Below are 14,393 nucleotides of genomic sequence, written 5' to 3'. Positions count from 1 at the left end.
AAGCGTCCGTATCACGCGATTACGAGGATTTCGGCCGATTCGCCGGTCCTCGCGACGGGAGCGTTGCCGGGGCGGACGATGAGGCAGGTCGAGCGGGCGAGTGTCAGCAGCATCGAACTGTCCTGTATCGTCGAGGCATAGGCTTTCCCGTCGCGCAGTTCGGCGCGGAGATAGTCGGTGCGGGCGTTGTTGGCGGGCAGGTCTTCGCCGAGCAGCGCGTGGGTCGACTGGGGGAGCGGGTCTCTAGCGCCGGCCATGTGCGCGACGACGGGTTTGACGAACAACGTCGCGGTGACGAACGCGGAGACCGGATTGCCGGGGAGGCCGAGTACCATCATCTCGCCGATCCGGCCGGCCATCATCGGCTTGCCGGGGCGCAGGGCGATCCGCCAGAAGTCGATGGTGCCGCCGGCGGCTTCGATTGCCGGGCGGACGAGGTCGTGGTCGCCGACCGACGCGCCGCCGGTAGTGACTAGCAGGTCTGCCTCGACGCTGGCGAAGGCTTCGCGGAGGATCTCGAGATTGTCGGGGAGGATGCCGAGGTCGATGATGTCGACGGGCATGTCGGCGAGCATCGCGGCGAGCATAATCCCGTTCGATTCGGGAAGCGCGACGCCGTCGGTGGTCGAGCCGGGGGGGACGAGTTCGTCGCCGGTGGCGGCGACGGCGACGCGGACGCGGCGGTTGACGGTGAGGCTGCCGTGGCCGCCGGTTGCGGCGACGGCGATGCGCGCGGGGCTGAGGCGATCGCCCGCGGCGATCAGGCGGGTGCCGGTGGAGAAATCGAGGCCCTTGCGGCGGGTGTTGCGGCCGAGCGTCGGGGGGCCTTCGCCGGCCAGGATCAGGGTTTCGCCATCACGCTGGGCTTCTTCCTGGACCATGACGGTGTCGGCGCCGTCGGGCATTGCGGCACCGGTGAAGATGCGGGTGGCTTGGCCGGGGGCGACATGGCCTGCGAAGGGGCGGCCGGCTGCGCTTTCGCCGATGACGGTCCAGGGGCCGGGGAGGTCGGCGTAGCGGATCGCGTAGCCGTCCATCGCCGAGAGGTCTGCTGCCGGTTGCGTGCGGCGGGCGAGGATGTCCTCGGCGGCCCAGCGGCCGGCGGCTTCGCGTAGCGTCACGGTCTCGTGGCCGACGCGGGGGGCCATGGCGAAGAGGCGGGACTGGGCTTCGGCGACGGGGACTAGGGTCATGCTTTTGGCTCTGATATTACGTGGTTTTCCTGCTGGAAGTGCAGGAAGTTCACACGCTGGGAGACATTTGGCGGGTGCGGTTCTGAGATTCAGGTTTGGAACGGTCTCGTCCGGTAGAAGGTCCGGCGGGAGGGGGTGAGTTTTGGCGTATCTGGCGCTTTGCCATGGGTTTGGAACGTAGGACAGGTGTTGTTGGGGTTGCGGCAGGACGGCGGGGCGATCGGCGCAGCCACTGCCTCGAGGGGCGGGAGTCCAGTCTGGGTCCCCGCCTTCGCGGGGAAACAGGGTTGGGCGGGGCGGTCGCGTTGAATTACCGCGGCTTTCCCAACTGGGCCCCGGCCTTCGCCGGGGTGGTGTTGATAGTGCTCCACTGTTTTCTCCGCGGCCCGACGCGGAGTTCGGGATAGTCGTCGATCACCTCTTCGCACGCTCGGCCAGCGCGGGTTCATCGCTTGCGGGGCTTTGTTTGGGGGAAAGAGACACCAGATCAGCATGATGACACGCAATCAGCCTCGGGCGAGAGACAGGATCGGGGCGGCGGTGGGTGCTGTCCTGTTGCCGGGGGTGCTGGGCTATGCCCTGCTCAATGGGCTGGTGGTGCCGATGTCGGCGGCGGTGAGTGATGCGTTGAAGGTGTTCGATGCGGCGCCGCGTCCGCCACCGCCGCCCGAGGAGAAGGTGAGGCCTCGGCCTTCGCCTAGCCGGAAGCCGGAGGGGGCTGCGTCGCCTCCTAATTTGAAGTCGAAGGCTACCGAGGTGGTGGCGCCGCCTCCGGTGGTACCGGTTGTGGTGCCGCCGCCTGTCGTGGTTGCGGAGAAGGCTGGAGTGGGGGCGCAGGCGACGGCGGGAGCTTCGGATATTCGCGGGCCGGGGACCGGGAGTGGGGGGATCGGCAATGGCACCGGGAGTGGGGGATATGGCGATGGCGACGGCGGGGGTGGCGAGGAGACGCCGCCGCGGTGGCGAAAGGGGCGGTTGAAGGATTCGGATTATCCGGATGACGGTGCGGAGACCGGGATCAGAGGGCGCGTATTCGTGCGGTACGTGGTTGAAACCAATGGGCGCGTGTCGGGGTGTCGGGTGACTCGGTCTAGCGGGAGCCGGGAGCTTGATGCACTGACCTGTCGGTTGATCGAGCAGCGGTTTCGGTATGACCCTTCGCTGGATGCGGCGGGGCGACCAGTTGAGTCTACGATCGTCGAGAGCCACGACTGGTCTATCGATGATGACTGAAAGCTAGGCGCGTTCTGCTTGGCTTGCCCTCACCCTCGCCGCCTTTGGCGTCTTTCCCTCTCCCCTTTGGGGCGAGGGTTTTGTTTTAGGCGGTCCAGTCGCCGGATTTGCCGCCGGACTTTGCGCGGACGCGGATGTCAGTGAGGACCATGCTCTTGTCGATCGCTTTGGCCATGTCGTAGATCGTCAGGAGCGTTACCGTGGCAGCCGTCAGAGCTTCCATCTCGACGCCTGTCTTGCCTTCGGTCGAGGCCGTGGCGGTGGCGGTTACGCCGGTTTCGTCGACGACCAAGTCGATTTCCACCTTCGTGAGCGGGAGCGGGTGGCAGAGGGGGATGAGGTCGCTGGTGCGCTTGGCGGCCATGATGCCCGCGACGCGCGCGACAGCCAGGACGTCGCCCTTTTTCGCGGTGCCGGCGCCGATCGCTGCGGCGGCTTCGGCGGACATGGTGATGCGGCCGGAGGCGATGGCTTCGCGGGCGGTGACGGCCTTGCCGCCGACGTCGACCATGCGGGCCGCGCCGGCTTCGTCGATATGGGTGAGGCCGGTCATCCCACCAGCGCCCGTGTAGCCGCTTCGACATCGTCCTGGCGCATGAGCGCTTCGCCGATCAGGAAGCAGTGGATGTCGTGTTCGGCCATCGCGTCGAGTTCCGCGCGCGTCGTCAGGCCGCTTTCGGCGACGAAGGTGCAGTCCTTGGGCGCCTTGCCGACGAGGTCGTAGGTGCGCTGGAAATCGACCGAGAAGTCGCGCAGGTCGCGGTTGTTGACGCCGATCAGGCGCGACTTGAGCCTCAGCGCGCGCTCCATCTCGTGCGCGTCGTGGACTTCGACCAGCACATCCATGCCGCATTCGAGCGCGGAGGCTTCGATCTCGGCCATCTGGATGTCGTCGAGTGCTGCGACGATGATCAGGATGCAGTCGGCACCGATCGCGCGCGCCTCGGTCGACTGCCATGGGTCGACCATGAAGTCCTTGCGCAACACGGGGATCGAGACGGCGTCGCGCGCCGCGGTCAGATAGGCGTCGGAGCCCTGGAACCACTTTTCGTCGGTCAGCACCGACAGGCACGCGGCGCCGCCGGCTTCGTAGGCGCGAGCGTGGGCTACGGGATCGAAGTCGGCGCGGATCAGGCCTTTCGAGGGACTGGCTTTCTTGACTTCGGCGACCAGCGCGTAGCCGGTCTTGGCGTCAAGCGCGGCGCGGAAGCCGCGCGGCTTCGACATGCGGGCGATGCCGGCGTCGATGTCGGCGAGCGAGGTGGTTGCCTTGCGCGCGGCGACTTCGGCGCGCTTGGTCTCGAGGATACGGTCGAGCATGGTCATGTCAGTAGGCGATCCAGCGGGCGAGCAGCGCGTCGGCGCTGCCGGTGTCGAGGGCGGCGGCGGCCTTGGCCGCGCCGTCGACGAGAGTGGGGACGGTGCCGGCGACCATCAAGGCGGCGGCGGCGTTGAGCAGGACGGCGTCGCGGTAGGCGCCGGTCTCGCCCTTGAGCAGGTGGCGGAGCGCGTCGGCGTTGTGGTGCGCGTCGCCGCCGCGGATGTCGGTGATGGCGTGGCGGGTGAGGCCGGCGTCTTCGGGCGTGACCTTGCCGGGGAGCGCGACGGTGCCGACCGAGGCGACGATGCTGGGGCCGGCGCCCGACAGTTCGTCGAGGCCTTCTTCGCCGGAGACGACGAGCGCGGCTTCGGTGCCGAGCTGTTCGAGGGCTTCGGCGTAGAGCGACACATAGTCGGGGCGGGCGATGCCGATGAGCTGGCGGGTGGTGCCCGCCGGGTTGGCGAGCGGGCCCATCAGGTTGAAGATCGTCCGCTTGCCGATGCGTTGGCGGATCGGGGTGATGCGCTTCATCGCCGGGTGGTGGTTGGCGGCGAAGAGGAAGGCGATGCCGATCTCGTTGAGGCTTGCCTCCGCGGTGGCGCCGGCGCGGTCCATGTCGAGGCCGAGGACTTCCAGCGTGTCGGCGGCGCCGGCCTTGCTGGAGGCGGCGCGGTTGCCGTGCTTGGCGACGGGGACTCCGCACGCGGCGACGACGAGCGCGACGGCGGTCGAGACGTTCAGGGTGTGGTGGCCGTCACCGCCGGTGCCGCAGACGTCGATCGCGCCGGCGGGGGCGTCGATCGGGATCATCCGGTTGCGGAGCGCGCGTGCGGCTTCGGCGATCTCGATGCTGGTTTCGCCGCGGGTCGCGAGATCGGTGAGGAAGGTGGCGATCGCGCGGTCGCTGGCGCGGGCGTCGAGGATGTCGGCAAACGCTTCTCGGGCGGATTCGCGCGAGAGGGGGGAGCCGGGGTCAGGCAGGAGCGTGGTGGTGGTCACATTACCCTCCCGCTTGCGGGAGGGGTCAGGGGAGGGGCGTCCTGTCCAGCCGAGGTCGTGAGCGCGGCGCGGCCCTCCCCCGACCCCTCCCGGAGGCGGGAGGGGAGTTGGTGGGGAATGTTCGCCATCTTCAGGAAGTTGGCGAGCATTTCGTGGCCGTGTTCGGTGGCGATGCTCTCCGGGTGGAACTGGACGCCGTGGATCGGCAGCGTCTTGTGGCGGAAGCCCATGACCGTGCCGTCCTGCGCGGTCGCGTTCACCACCAGTGTGTCGGGGACCGCGTTGACGATCAGCGAGTGATAGCGCGTGGCGATGAACGGCGAGGGCAACCCAGCGTACAGCCCGGTGTCGTCGTGGACGACGGGCGAGGTCTTGCCGTGCATCAGGCCGCCGCGCTCGACCTTGCCGCCGAAATGCTGGCCGATCGCCTGGTGGCCGAGGCACACGCCAAGCAGCGGCTTGCCGGCGTCTGCGCACGCGGCGACGAGGTCGAGGCTCACGCCTGCCTCGGTCGGCGTGCAGGGGCCGGGGGAAATAAGGAACGCGTCCGCGCCCGACGACAGAGCCTGCCCGGCGGAGATCGCATCGTTGCGGACGACTTCGACCTCGGTACCCAGTTCCATCAGATAATGGACGAGGTTCCAGGTGAAGCTGTCGTAATTGTCGACGACGAGGATCATGGCGCCGCCATAGCCGATGCGGGGCGCGGTGCAACAGCGCTCGGCCGGGACGGTTCGGCGCTAATTGTCCTCGGCAAGGTCGCGAACGGCGTTGGTGGTTCCTATATCGCCTGGGTAGGCGACTATCATTCAGTGCGGAGCAATGCTGCATGACGGACGTTATTCGCTCAAAGGAGCCTGATCCATGTTTCGTACCGCCGTCCTCGCCGCACTGATCGCATTCCCCGCCATGGCGTACGCGCAGGAGGCGCAGGTCGACACGCCGCCGCAGCGCATTCGCAGCGTGACGCTGACCGGGGACCAGGCGTGCCCGAAGTCGACCGCGGGTGAAGTCGTGGTGTGTTCGACGCTCGACCAGCCGTATCGCATTCCGAAGCAGTTGCGCGACGACAAGCCGATCGCGGCGCAGAACCAGAGCTGGGTCAATCGTGCGGCGTCGATGGATCAGCTCGGGCGTGTTGCCGGCGGGTTGCCGGATACATGCTCGGCGGTAGGGACTGGTGGCCAGTCGGGCTGCTTCCTGGCGCGGAACAATGCCTATGCCCAGGAGCGCCGTGCGCCGGCTAGCGAGACCACGACTACGCCGTAAGCTTTCCCGTAAGAGATATTTGAGATTTACACCCCCCCGGCGAAGGCCGGGGCCCAGTAAAGGGCGGCGCCAACGGATCGCTGCGCTTAGTTACTACGGCCTTTCCAACTGGGCCCCGGCCTTCGCCGGGGTGGTGATAATGGGCTGTGATCTACTGACCGAAGCCTGGAGCTTTCGCTCGACCGACAGCCTCGCGCGCAGCGGCGAGAATCGCGCCGGCCTTGGCTTCGCATTCGCGTTGTTCGTATTCGGGAATACTGTCCGCGACGATTCCCGCACCGGCCTGGACATGGATCGTGCCGTCCTTCACCACCGCGGTCCGCAGCACGATGCACGAGTCCATCGAGCCGTCGGGCGAGAAATAGCCGACTCCGCCCGCATACGCGCCGCGGCGTTCGGGTTCGAGTTCGGCGATGATTTGGCAGGCGCGGACTTTGGGCGCGCCGCTGACCGTGCCGGCTGGGAAGCCGGCGAACAGCGCGTCGAGCGCGTCCTTGTCGGGGGACAGCGTGCCGACGACGTTCGAGACGATGTGCATGACGTGGCTGTAGAATTCCACGCCGTAGCTGGCTGTCACCTTCACCGAACCCGGCGACGCAGCACGGCCGACGTCGTTGCGGCCGAGATCGAGGAGCATCAGATGCTCCGCGCGCTCCTTGGGGTCAGCGAGCAGGCTGATGCGGTTCGCTTCGTCCTCGGCGGCGGTCTTGCCGCGTGGGCGCGTGCCGGCGATCGGGCGGATCGTGACTTCGTCGTCGCGGACGCGGACGAGGATTTCAGGGCTCGAGCCGATCAGCGCGAAGCCGGGGAGGTCGAGGTGGTACAGGAACGGCGACGGATTGATGCGGCGTAGCGAGCGGTAGAGCTCGAACGGCGGCAGCGCGAACGGCGTGCTGAAGCGCTGCGCGAGCACGACCTGGAAGATGTCGCCGGCGAGGATGTAGTCCTTCGCGGTGGCGACCATCTTGCGGTAGCGGCCTTCGGGGAGCGCTGGCGTGTAGGTCGGTTCGGCGACGTCGGCACGGATCGGCGCGGGGACGGGGGTGCTGGCGAGCTTGGCGGCGACCGCGTCGAGGCGCTCTTCGGCTTCGGTCACGATCGAGTCGGCATCGCGTGCGGGATCGGGCCAGGCCGGCGCGACGAGGTAGAGCGCGTCGGTCAGACGATCGAACACCAGGATGACGGTCGGCCGTACGAAGATCATGTCGGGCAGGCCGAGCGGATCGACCGGCGGCTGTGGCAGGGTCTCGACCAGCCCGATCGTCTCGTAGCCGAAATAGCCGACGAGGCAGGCTAGCGCGCGGGGCAGTTCGGCGGGAACTTCCGCACGACATTCGGCGACCAGTGCGCGCAACGCATCGAGCGTGGGCATCGGGCACGGCGCGAACGTCTCGCGATCGGTTGCCCAGTGGCGGTTGATCTCCGCGCGGTGGCCGTGCGCGCGGAACAGCAGGTCGGGCGCGAGGCCGATCAGGCTGTGGCGGCCGCGGGTCTCGCCGCCCTCGACCGACTCGAGCAGGAAGTCGCCGCGCCCGGGCTCGATCAGCTTCAGCGCGGCGGCGACCGGCGTCTCGGTATCGGCAACCTGACGACGCCAGACGAGCGCGGGACGCCCTTCGGCCAAGGCTTCACGCGCGCTGGTCATGCGATCAGTTGCCCGAGCCGCCCTGGCCGAGCAGGTCGGAACGGACGCGCGCGAGTGCGGACGGGTTGGTCTTCACGCCGACATCGGCGCGGACCGCCTTGGCGAACTGCTCGACATATTCGCGACCGACCGAGCGGGCGATGTTGCCACGCGCCGCCTTGATCGCCGCGTCGTTGCCGGTCGCGTTGCCGCTCTGGACGTTGTCGAGCTTGATGACGAACCAGCCGCTGTCGTCCGGTGCGGCGAGCGTCTTGGCGGTGTTAGGCGCCATGCTGAACATCAGCGCGAGCGCGGGCGGGGCGCCGCGCGGATCGGCGGCGAGTTGCGCACGGGCGGCGGTCAGCGTGCGCGCGGGCGGCATCGGCAGCTTGGTCTGCGCGAGCGACTGCTGGATCGGCATGCCCTTGTTGATGCGCGCAAGCACTTCGCCGGCGACGCGACGCGCGGCTTGGCGCGCGCGATCGGCGGTCACGTCCTTGAGCACCGCGGCGCGAACCTGTGCCAGCGGACGCGGGGCGGAATGGACGACACGACCGAGCGCGACGACTGCGAAGCCGCCATCGGTGCCGACCTGGACCAGCTGCGGGCCGTCGCCATCGGCAGCCTGGAACGCTGCGGCGACGAGCGGCGTAAGCGCAGGGTCGGGCTTGCTGGCGGGATCGTCGGGGTTGATGCCGCTGGCGATCAGCGCGGGCGTGGTGACGGCCGCGAGCTTCTGGTCGGCGATGACTTCGTCGAACGTCGCGTTCTTCGACAGCGAGTCGTCGATCTTGTCGTGGATCGACGAGAGCGCCTCGGCCGACTTCTGGATACCGAGCGCGGCGGCTATTTCGCCACGGACCTGATCGAGCGAACGCGCCGCGACCTTTTCGATCTTGTCGACCTTGGCGACGGTCCAGCCGAGTGGCGTGCGGACCGGGCCGATCACCGCGCCGCTGGCGGCCGCGAAGACGGCATCGGCGACCTGCGCGGACGTCGTTCCGGCATAGGCGGCCTTCTCGACACCGGTCTGGGTCGAGGCTTCGAGACCGGCACCGCGAGCGGCGTCGGCGAGGCTGGCGCCACCTTTCACCTTGGCGGCGATCGCGGCGGCACCGGCCTGGTCGGCGACGACGACCTGCGTGATGTCACGTTTTTCGGTCGCGGCGTAGCGTGCGCTGTCCTGCTGATAGGTCTTGGCGATCTCGGCGTCGGTCGGGACGGCCTGTGCCTTGACGGCTTCGGGCGTGATCATCGCGTAGCGGACGACGCGGCGCTCGGGGACGGTGTAGCGCGCGATGTTGCGCTGATAGAAGGTGTTGAGGTCCGCATCGCTCGGCGCGGGGCCTGCGGGGACGACGGCGGCAGGAATGAAGCCGATCGTGCCGGTGCGCTTTTCGAGCAGCAGCGACGCGTAGGGAAGCGCGAGCTGGCTGGCGACCTGGGTCGCGCCGTTCGAGGGCAGCGTCAGCTGCTGCGCGAACGTGTCACGCTCGATATCGCTGCGGATCTGCGCGTCGGTCAGCTTCCGCTGGGCGAGCACCTGGCGGTAGAGATTCTCGTCGAACTTGCCGGTCGGGCCCTGCAGCGCGGGGATGCTGGCGATCTGGCCGTCGATCGCGCGCTTGCTGACGACCATGCCCTGTGCGCGGCCGAACTGCTCGAGCGCCATGCTGGAGATGATCCGGTCGAGCGTGCCGTCGAAGCCGCCCTGGTTGACGAAGGTCGCCATGTCGAGCGTCGGCTGCTGCTGGCGGAAGCCCTCCATCTCGGTCTGCGCCTGCGTCTTCAGCTGGTTCGCGGTGACGTCCGCCTTGCCGACCTTGGCGACGTCGCCGCCGGTGATCCCGGCACCGCCGGTCATCGAGCTGAGCCCGGTGACGTCACCCGCCGCGAACGCGAGCGCGATCACGCCGAGTACCAGGAACGTGATGATCACGCCGACCTTCGAATGGGTAAGGCGGCGGAAGAAAGCGAGCATGGACAGCCGATCGACAGGGATAGGAACGCGGTTGCTTTACGGGGGCGAGGGCGGCTCTTCAAGTCGGGCGCGCAACGTTGCTTGGGGTTGTGCGGGGTTGTGCGGGGCGGGTGCGGCGCTATCGCTGGGCAAAACACTCGGGAGATGACGATGCGGCGTAAGCTTGTAGCCGGAAACTGGAAGATGAACGGGTCGCGCGCGGCGCTGGCCGAGCTCGATACGATCGCTGCGGCAGCGGCCGCCGCGCCGGGCGTCGATGTCGCGGTGGCGGTGCCGTTCACGCTGATCGACGCGGCGTCGCAGCGCGTACCGGGGTTGGCGATCGGCGCTGAGGATGTGCACGAGGCGGATTCGGGCGCGCATACCGGGTGCGTGTCGGCGTCGATGGTCAAGGAAGTCGGCGCGCGCTTCACGATCGTCGGCCATTCCGAGCGTCGCGCGGACCAGCACGAGACCAGCCATGACGCCTGGGCGAAGGCGGCGGCGGCGCGGCGGCAGGGGCTGAACGTGATCCTGTGCTGCGGCGAGACCGAGGCGGAACGCGATGCGGACCGTGCAGAACGTGTCGTGCAGGCGCAGATCGAGAAGTCGGTGCCGGACAATGCGGACGGAAGCTGGTTCACGCTGGCCTATGAGCCGCGCTGGGCGATCGGGACGGGTCGCACGCCGACGCTGGACGAAATCGCGGCGATCCACGCGATTGCGCGTGCGAAACTGCGGATGCTGATCGGCGATGCGGCGGCCGGGGTGCGAATCCTGTACGGCGGGTCGGTGACGGGGGCGAATGCAGCGTCGATTCTCGATACGCCGAATGTCGACGGGGCGCTGGTCGGTGGCGCTAGCCTGACCGCGGAGAAGTTCGTGCCGATCATCGAGGCAGCGGCGGGGTTGTGACGGGCGGTCCGGTCGATCTTGATCCTGATCTGGACGTTTATGATCCGGATCTCGGGTAGAGCGTGTTAAGTCTCGATAAACATGGCGGTCTTATGGTCCGTGAAACGATTCGACGGCCAAGTTTCGGGCCGGGACTTTGATCGGACAACTTCGGTGCGAGGGTTGATATGGCCAGGTGGTTTCCCGGTTTCGTGAGTGCCTCGCTGATCGCGAGCGCCGTCCTGTGTCCGATCGCTGCGCGCGCGGAGACGCCGCGCGAGTTGCTGACGCAGGCCGGGTTCGTCGACCGCGATCGTAATGTCGCGCTGGCGCGGATCGACCGGGCGGCGGCGGCGGCGGGGCAGGCGCTGAGCCGCTCGCCCAACGATGCCGAGGCCGCGATCATGCAGGCGATGGCGAAAGGGTATCGCGCCAAGCTGCTCGGCAACCGGAGCGAGGCGATCGCCGCGCGGAGGCAATATGAGGCGCTGGTCGTCCGCTATCCGCGCAATGCGGAGGCGCAGGCGGCGCTTGGCGCGTGGCATGTCGGGGTGATCGCGAAGCTCGGGCGGTTCGTCGGGCGTGCGGTCGCGGGGGCGCAGAAGGCGACCGGGTTCGAGGCTTTGGACAAGTCGGTGGCGCTGGGTGGCAATCGCGCGATGTTTGCAGGGCTTGCCGGGTTGTTGCGGCTGGAGCTGGATCCGAACGATGCTCGGGGACGGGCTTTGGTCGAGACGGCGAGCAAGGCGCCGACGCCGACTGCGATCGACGGATATGTGCGCAAGGCTGCGGTGGCGGTGCTGGTGCCGTTGCGGGCTGGCGATGCGAATGCGACGAAGGCTCTGGCGGACAAGTTGCTTCCGTTCGGGCAATTCGCGACGAGTTGACGTCGTCTTCGCTTGCGCTGTTCTAAGCACCAGCTTGTTCCCCCGCGGAGGCGGGGGCCCAGGATCTCACAGGCTGACGTCCGTGACCCTGGACCCCCGCCTCCGCGGGGGAACGGCTAGGCGCCGTACCGCTTCGCCAACATCGCGAACGTCGCGCGAAGGGCGTAAGCCTCGCCGCCCTTAGGCCGCCCCGGCTTGGCGGACGGCCGCCATGCGAACACGTCAAGATGCGCCCACGCCGCGGTCTTCGGCACGAACCGCCGGAGAAACAGCGCGGCGGTGATCGCGCCCGCGAACCCGCCATCGGGGGCGTTGACCATGTCGGCAATGTCGGACTTGAGCATCTCGTCATAGCCGTTCCAGAGCGGCAGCCGCCACATCTGGTCGTTCTGTTCCAGCCCCGACGCGAGCAGGTCCGCCGCGAGCGATTCGTCGTCGGTGAACATCGGCGGAAGGTCCGGGCCGAGCGCGACACGCGCTGCGCCAGTGAGCGTTGCGAAGTCGAGGATCAGCTCCGGGTTGCTCTCGCCCGCCTTGGTCAGCGCGTCGCCGAGCACGAGGCGACCTTCCGCGTCGGTGTTTGTGTTCTCGACCGTCAGGCCCTTGCGCGTGGCCAGCACGTCGCCGGGGCGGAAGGCGTTGCCGGCGATGGAGTTCTCGACCGCGGGAATCAGGAGGTGGAGGCGGACCGGGAGTTTGGCGGCCATCACCAGGCTCGCGAGCGCCAGGGCATGCGCCGCGCCGCCCATGTCCTTCTTCATCAGTCGCATGCCGGCCGACGGCTTGATGTCGAGCCCGCCGGTGTCGAAGGTGACGCCCTTGCCGACCAGTGCGATGCGGGGGTGCGACGGGTCGCCCCATTCGAGTTCGATCAGCCGTGGCGCGCGGTCCTTGCTCGCGGCTTGGCCGACCGCGTGGATCATCGGGTAGCCGGTCGCGAGCGCATCGCCGCGCGTGGTGGTGACGGTCCCGCCGTGGCGTTTGGCGAGCGTCTCGGCAGCGGCTTCCAGGTCGGCGGGGCCCATGTCGGAGGCGCCGGTGTTGACGAGGTCGCGGACGAGCGCGGTGGCTTCGGCGAGGCGGATTGTCTCGTCGATATGCGCGGCGTCGGTGGTCAGGAGCACGCGCGGGCCGGTTGCGTCGGGCTTCACGTACCGCGTGAACTGGTGCTGGGCGAGCATCCAGCCGAGCCCGGCCGCGCCGACCGGGCCTTCGGCGAGACGATAGGTGCCCGCGGGTAACGACGCGCCGAGCGAGGCGATCCGCCACGGCGACGTCACGGCTTCGTTGCAGACCAGGAGCATCGACCAATCTTCCGCGGTCTCGCCGGGCAGCACCGCGCGGTCGCCGGGCTTGCCGGTCAGGCGGTGCGCGGCGATCGTCGTGCGGACGCGCTGCGACTGTTTCGCGAGCCAGCCTTCATAGGCGTCGGGGTGGACGACGTGGATCGTCCGTGCGGGCTGGCTGCGGTCGGGTTGGAGCATCGAGGCGAAGTCGGTCATTGTGCGGGCGCCACCAAAAGTTGTTCGTATCGGCCGCTCGCGCCGGGTTCGGCATAGGTGCTGAGCGAGAGCGTGCGGTCGGGATAGGTGATGCGGTAGGTGCGGTTGACGAAGCCGCCGCGCAAGCGGGTCTTGCCGGTTTGTGCGAATGCAGTGGGCTCGCCGAGTACGCCGAGGCTGGCCTTGTAGTCGGCGAGCGCGACGGGCTTGAAGTAATAGTTGGCGTCTTCGGTCAGCCCCTTGCGGTCGAGCGTGCCGGTGCGGAGCTGGTCGTAGACCGTGCGGGCGCGGGCGAGCGCGGCGGTGTCTTCGGCATTGGCGGGTGCGGTAGGCAGGACGATCTTGGCAACGCCCGCGGCGATCCGGCCCGTTGCGTCGCTGAACCAGCTGTTGGTGAGGACGACGATGGCCGCCTTGTCGTCGGGGTAGACGGTGTTCTCGGACAGGAAGCCGACCGCTTCGCCGCTGTGCTCGACATAGCGGCGGCCGTTCGCGCTGCCGGTGAACACGCCGAGGCCGTAGCCGTTGCTCGACCCGTCAGCGAGTTTGACCGGCGTTTCCTGCGCAGCCCAGTCGTCGGCAGGGAGCGTGGTGCGGTTGAGGCGCGCGACGTCCCATTTGGCGAGGTCTTCGGCGCTCATCGAGAGTTCGCCGGCGGCGTAGAGCCAGCCGTCCGCGCTCGGCGTCTCGGGGCGAACCGGGCCGAGGGCGAAGCGGCCATAGCCTTGCGGGTAGGCTTTGCCGATCGCCTTGTCCTGGTCGAGTGCGCGGATGTCGAGCGGCTTGAAGATGCGTTGCTGGAGGAAGGTGAGGAGAGGCTCTTTCGCGACCTTCTCGACGATCAGCCCGGCGACGACGTAGCCCGTGTTGGAATATTGCCACTGCGTACCGGGCTGGAAATCGAGCTGCTTCTTGGCCCAGCGATCGACGATCTGCTGCGGCGTGACGGGCTTTGCCATCGCCGCGAAACTGTAATCCTGCGGCCAGTAATCCTGGAGGCCCGACGTGTGGCTGAGCAGCTGGCGGATCGTGATGCGGTCGCCGCCGGTGATGCCGGGAATGTATTTCGCGACGGTGTCGTCGAGGCTGAGCTTGCCTTCGTCTTCGAGCAGCAGGATCGCGGCGGCGGTGAACTGCTTGGAGATCGAGGCGATCTGGTAGGGGAGCTTGGGGTCCGCGACGGCGATCGCCTCGGACGGTTTGCCATACGCCTTGGCAAACACGATCCGGCCGCCGCGGACTACGGCGATCGAGGCTGAGGGCACACCGGTATCGCCGAGCGCGCCGGTGACCAGCGTGTCGATCTGCGCGGTTTCGGTGGGGGTGAGCGACTGCGCGATGGCGGGGGCCGGGAGAAGCGCGGCGACGGCGAGAAGACGGAGGATCATGGCGCGCAACGAAGCAGAACCGGCGTGCGCGCGCAACGCCCACGATTTTTATTCCGTGGCGGTTGAAGGAGTTAGGCTAGGGCAGAAATGTTGACGGAACACGCCGTGTTACACGCACGTTTC

The 14,393-nt window shown here is 68.2% G+C and carries 13 protein-coding genes; 4 read left to right on the top strand and 9 right to left on the bottom strand.

Annotation, left to right across the window (positions count from 1 at the left end; translation table 11 throughout):
• Positions 1–11 precede the first annotated feature (11 nt).
• Positions 12–1,193 carry a molybdopterin molybdotransferase MoeA gene (locus tag AC59GX_RS18035; protein ID WP_426281951.1) on the bottom strand — a complete coding sequence of 394 codons (1,182 nt, stop codon included), beginning with the start codon at positions 1,191–1,193 and terminating at the stop codon, positions 12–14.
• A 540-nt stretch (positions 1,194–1,733) separates the two neighbouring features.
• Here AC59GX_RS18035 and AC59GX_RS18030 point away from each other — a divergent pair.
• Entirely contained in the window at positions 1,734–2,426 is a 693-nt protein-coding gene (locus AC59GX_RS18030; protein ID WP_497302133.1) for an energy transducer TonB, read from the top strand.
• Between the two features lie 85 nt (positions 2,427–2,511).
• On the opposite strand, the gene moaC is transcribed toward AC59GX_RS18030, so the two are convergent.
• Genes moaC through AC59GX_RS18010 form a run of 4 tightly spaced genes read right to left on the bottom strand, consistent with a single transcriptional unit; the run spans position 2,512 to position 5,426 of the window.
• Positions 2,512–2,979: a cyclic pyranopterin monophosphate synthase MoaC gene (moaC, locus tag AC59GX_RS18025; protein WP_426281953.1), complete on the bottom strand. Its 468-nt coding sequence runs from the start codon at positions 2,977–2,979 to the stop codon at positions 2,512–2,514.
• Complete coding sequence (gene trpC / locus AC59GX_RS18020) at positions 2,976–3,752, bottom strand: indole-3-glycerol phosphate synthase TrpC (protein ID WP_056048598.1); 777 nt, start codon at positions 3,750–3,752, stop codon at positions 2,976–2,978. The genes moaC and trpC overlap by 4 nt, the downstream gene beginning before the upstream one ends.
• A gap of 1 nt (position 3,753) precedes the next feature.
• Complete coding sequence (trpD, locus tag AC59GX_RS18015; RefSeq protein ID WP_426281954.1) at positions 3,754–4,746, bottom strand: anthranilate phosphoribosyltransferase; 993 nt, start codon at positions 4,744–4,746, stop codon at positions 3,754–3,756.
• Positions 4,743–5,426, bottom strand: coding sequence for an anthranilate synthase component II (locus AC59GX_RS18010; RefSeq protein ID WP_426281955.1), 684 nt, complete (start codon positions 5,424–5,426; stop codon positions 4,743–4,745). The genes trpD and AC59GX_RS18010 overlap by 4 nt, the downstream gene beginning before the upstream one ends.
• Positions 5,427–5,610: 184 nt before the next feature.
• Between AC59GX_RS18010 and AC59GX_RS18005 the strand changes: the two genes are divergently transcribed.
• Complete coding sequence (locus tag AC59GX_RS18005) at positions 5,611–6,015, top strand: hypothetical protein (protein ID WP_426281956.1); 405 nt, start codon at positions 5,611–5,613, stop codon at positions 6,013–6,015.
• Positions 6,016–6,166: 151 nt separating this feature from the next.
• On the opposite strand, the gene trpE is transcribed toward AC59GX_RS18005, so the two are convergent.
• Together trpE and AC59GX_RS17995 are read right to left on the bottom strand one after the other, a co-directional pair.
• On the bottom strand, positions 6,167–7,660 hold the full coding sequence (gene trpE, locus AC59GX_RS18000; RefSeq protein ID WP_497302132.1) for an anthranilate synthase component I: 1,494 nt from the start codon (positions 7,658–7,660) through the stop codon (positions 6,167–6,169).
• 4 nt (positions 7,661–7,664) lie between these two features.
• Positions 7,665–9,620 carry a peptidylprolyl isomerase gene (locus AC59GX_RS17995; protein ID WP_426281959.1) on the bottom strand — a complete coding sequence of 652 codons (1,956 nt, stop codon included), beginning with the start codon at positions 9,618–9,620 and terminating at the stop codon, positions 7,665–7,667.
• Positions 9,621–9,770: 150 nt separating this feature from the next.
• On the opposite strand from AC59GX_RS17995, the gene tpiA reads away from it, so the two are divergent.
• Together tpiA and AC59GX_RS17985 are read left to right on the top strand one after the other, a co-directional pair.
• On the top strand, positions 9,771–10,514 hold the full coding sequence (gene tpiA, locus AC59GX_RS17990) for a triose-phosphate isomerase (RefSeq protein WP_426281960.1): 744 nt from the start codon (positions 9,771–9,773) through the stop codon (positions 10,512–10,514).
• 167 nt (positions 10,515–10,681) lie between these two features.
• A complete protein-coding gene (locus AC59GX_RS17985; RefSeq protein ID WP_497302131.1) occupies positions 10,682–11,380 on the top strand; it encodes a hypothetical protein in 699 nt (232 codons plus the stop codon).
• A 116-nt stretch (positions 11,381–11,496) separates the two neighbouring features.
• Here AC59GX_RS17985 and AC59GX_RS17980 read toward each other — a convergent pair whose 3' ends face one another.
• Together AC59GX_RS17980 and AC59GX_RS17975 are read right to left on the bottom strand one after the other, a co-directional pair.
• Complete coding sequence (locus AC59GX_RS17980) at positions 11,497–12,882, bottom strand: leucyl aminopeptidase family protein (protein WP_497302130.1); 1,386 nt, start codon at positions 12,880–12,882, stop codon at positions 11,497–11,499.
• Positions 12,879–14,270, bottom strand: a complete 1,392-nt coding sequence (locus AC59GX_RS17975; protein ID WP_426281964.1) for a serine hydrolase domain-containing protein — start codon at positions 14,268–14,270, stop codon at positions 12,879–12,881. Before AC59GX_RS17975 ends, AC59GX_RS17980 begins: the two co-directional genes overlap by 4 nt.
• Between the last annotated feature and the right edge of the window lie 123 nt (positions 14,271–14,393).

This window comes from Sphingomonas sp. 320_CC (assembly GCF_059691795.1).
This window is presented reverse-complemented; position numbering and strand designations above follow the sequence as displayed.

Bases quoted from the DNA above. Each gene is read 5' to 3' on its own strand.
- AC59GX_RS18035 (WP_426281951.1), bottom strand. From the start codon at position 1,193: ATGACCCTAGTCCCCGTCGCCGAAGCCCAGTCCCGCCTCTTCGCCATG.
- moaC (WP_426281953.1), bottom strand. From the start codon at position 2,979: ATGACCGGCCTCACCCATATCGACGAAGCCGGCGCGGCCCGCATGGTC.
- trpC (WP_056048598.1), bottom strand. From the start codon at position 3,752: ATGACCATGCTCGACCGTATCCTCGAGACCAAGCGCGCCGAAGTCGCC.
- AC59GX_RS18010 (WP_426281955.1), bottom strand. From the start codon at position 5,426: ATGATCCTCGTCGTCGACAATTACGACAGCTTCACCTGGAACCTCGTC.
- AC59GX_RS18005 (WP_426281956.1), top strand. From the start codon at position 5,611: ATGTTTCGTACCGCCGTCCTCGCCGCACTGATCGCATTCCCCGCCATG.
- trpE (WP_497302132.1), bottom strand. From the start codon at position 7,660: ATGACCAGCGCGCGTGAAGCCTTGGCCGAAGGGCGTCCCGCGCTCGTC.
- AC59GX_RS17995 (WP_426281959.1), bottom strand. From the start codon at position 9,620: ATGCTCGCTTTCTTCCGCCGCCTTACCCATTCGAAGGTCGGCGTGATC.
- tpiA (WP_426281960.1), top strand. From the start codon at position 9,771: ATGCGGCGTAAGCTTGTAGCCGGAAACTGGAAGATGAACGGGTCGCGC.
- AC59GX_RS17985 (WP_497302131.1), top strand. From the start codon at position 10,682: ATGGCCAGGTGGTTTCCCGGTTTCGTGAGTGCCTCGCTGATCGCGAGC.
- AC59GX_RS17980 (WP_497302130.1), bottom strand. From the start codon at position 12,882: ATGACCGACTTCGCCTCGATGCTCCAACCCGACCGCAGCCAGCCCGCA.
- AC59GX_RS17975 (WP_426281964.1), bottom strand. From the start codon at position 14,270: ATGATCCTCCGTCTTCTCGCCGTCGCCGCGCTTCTCCCGGCCCCCGCC.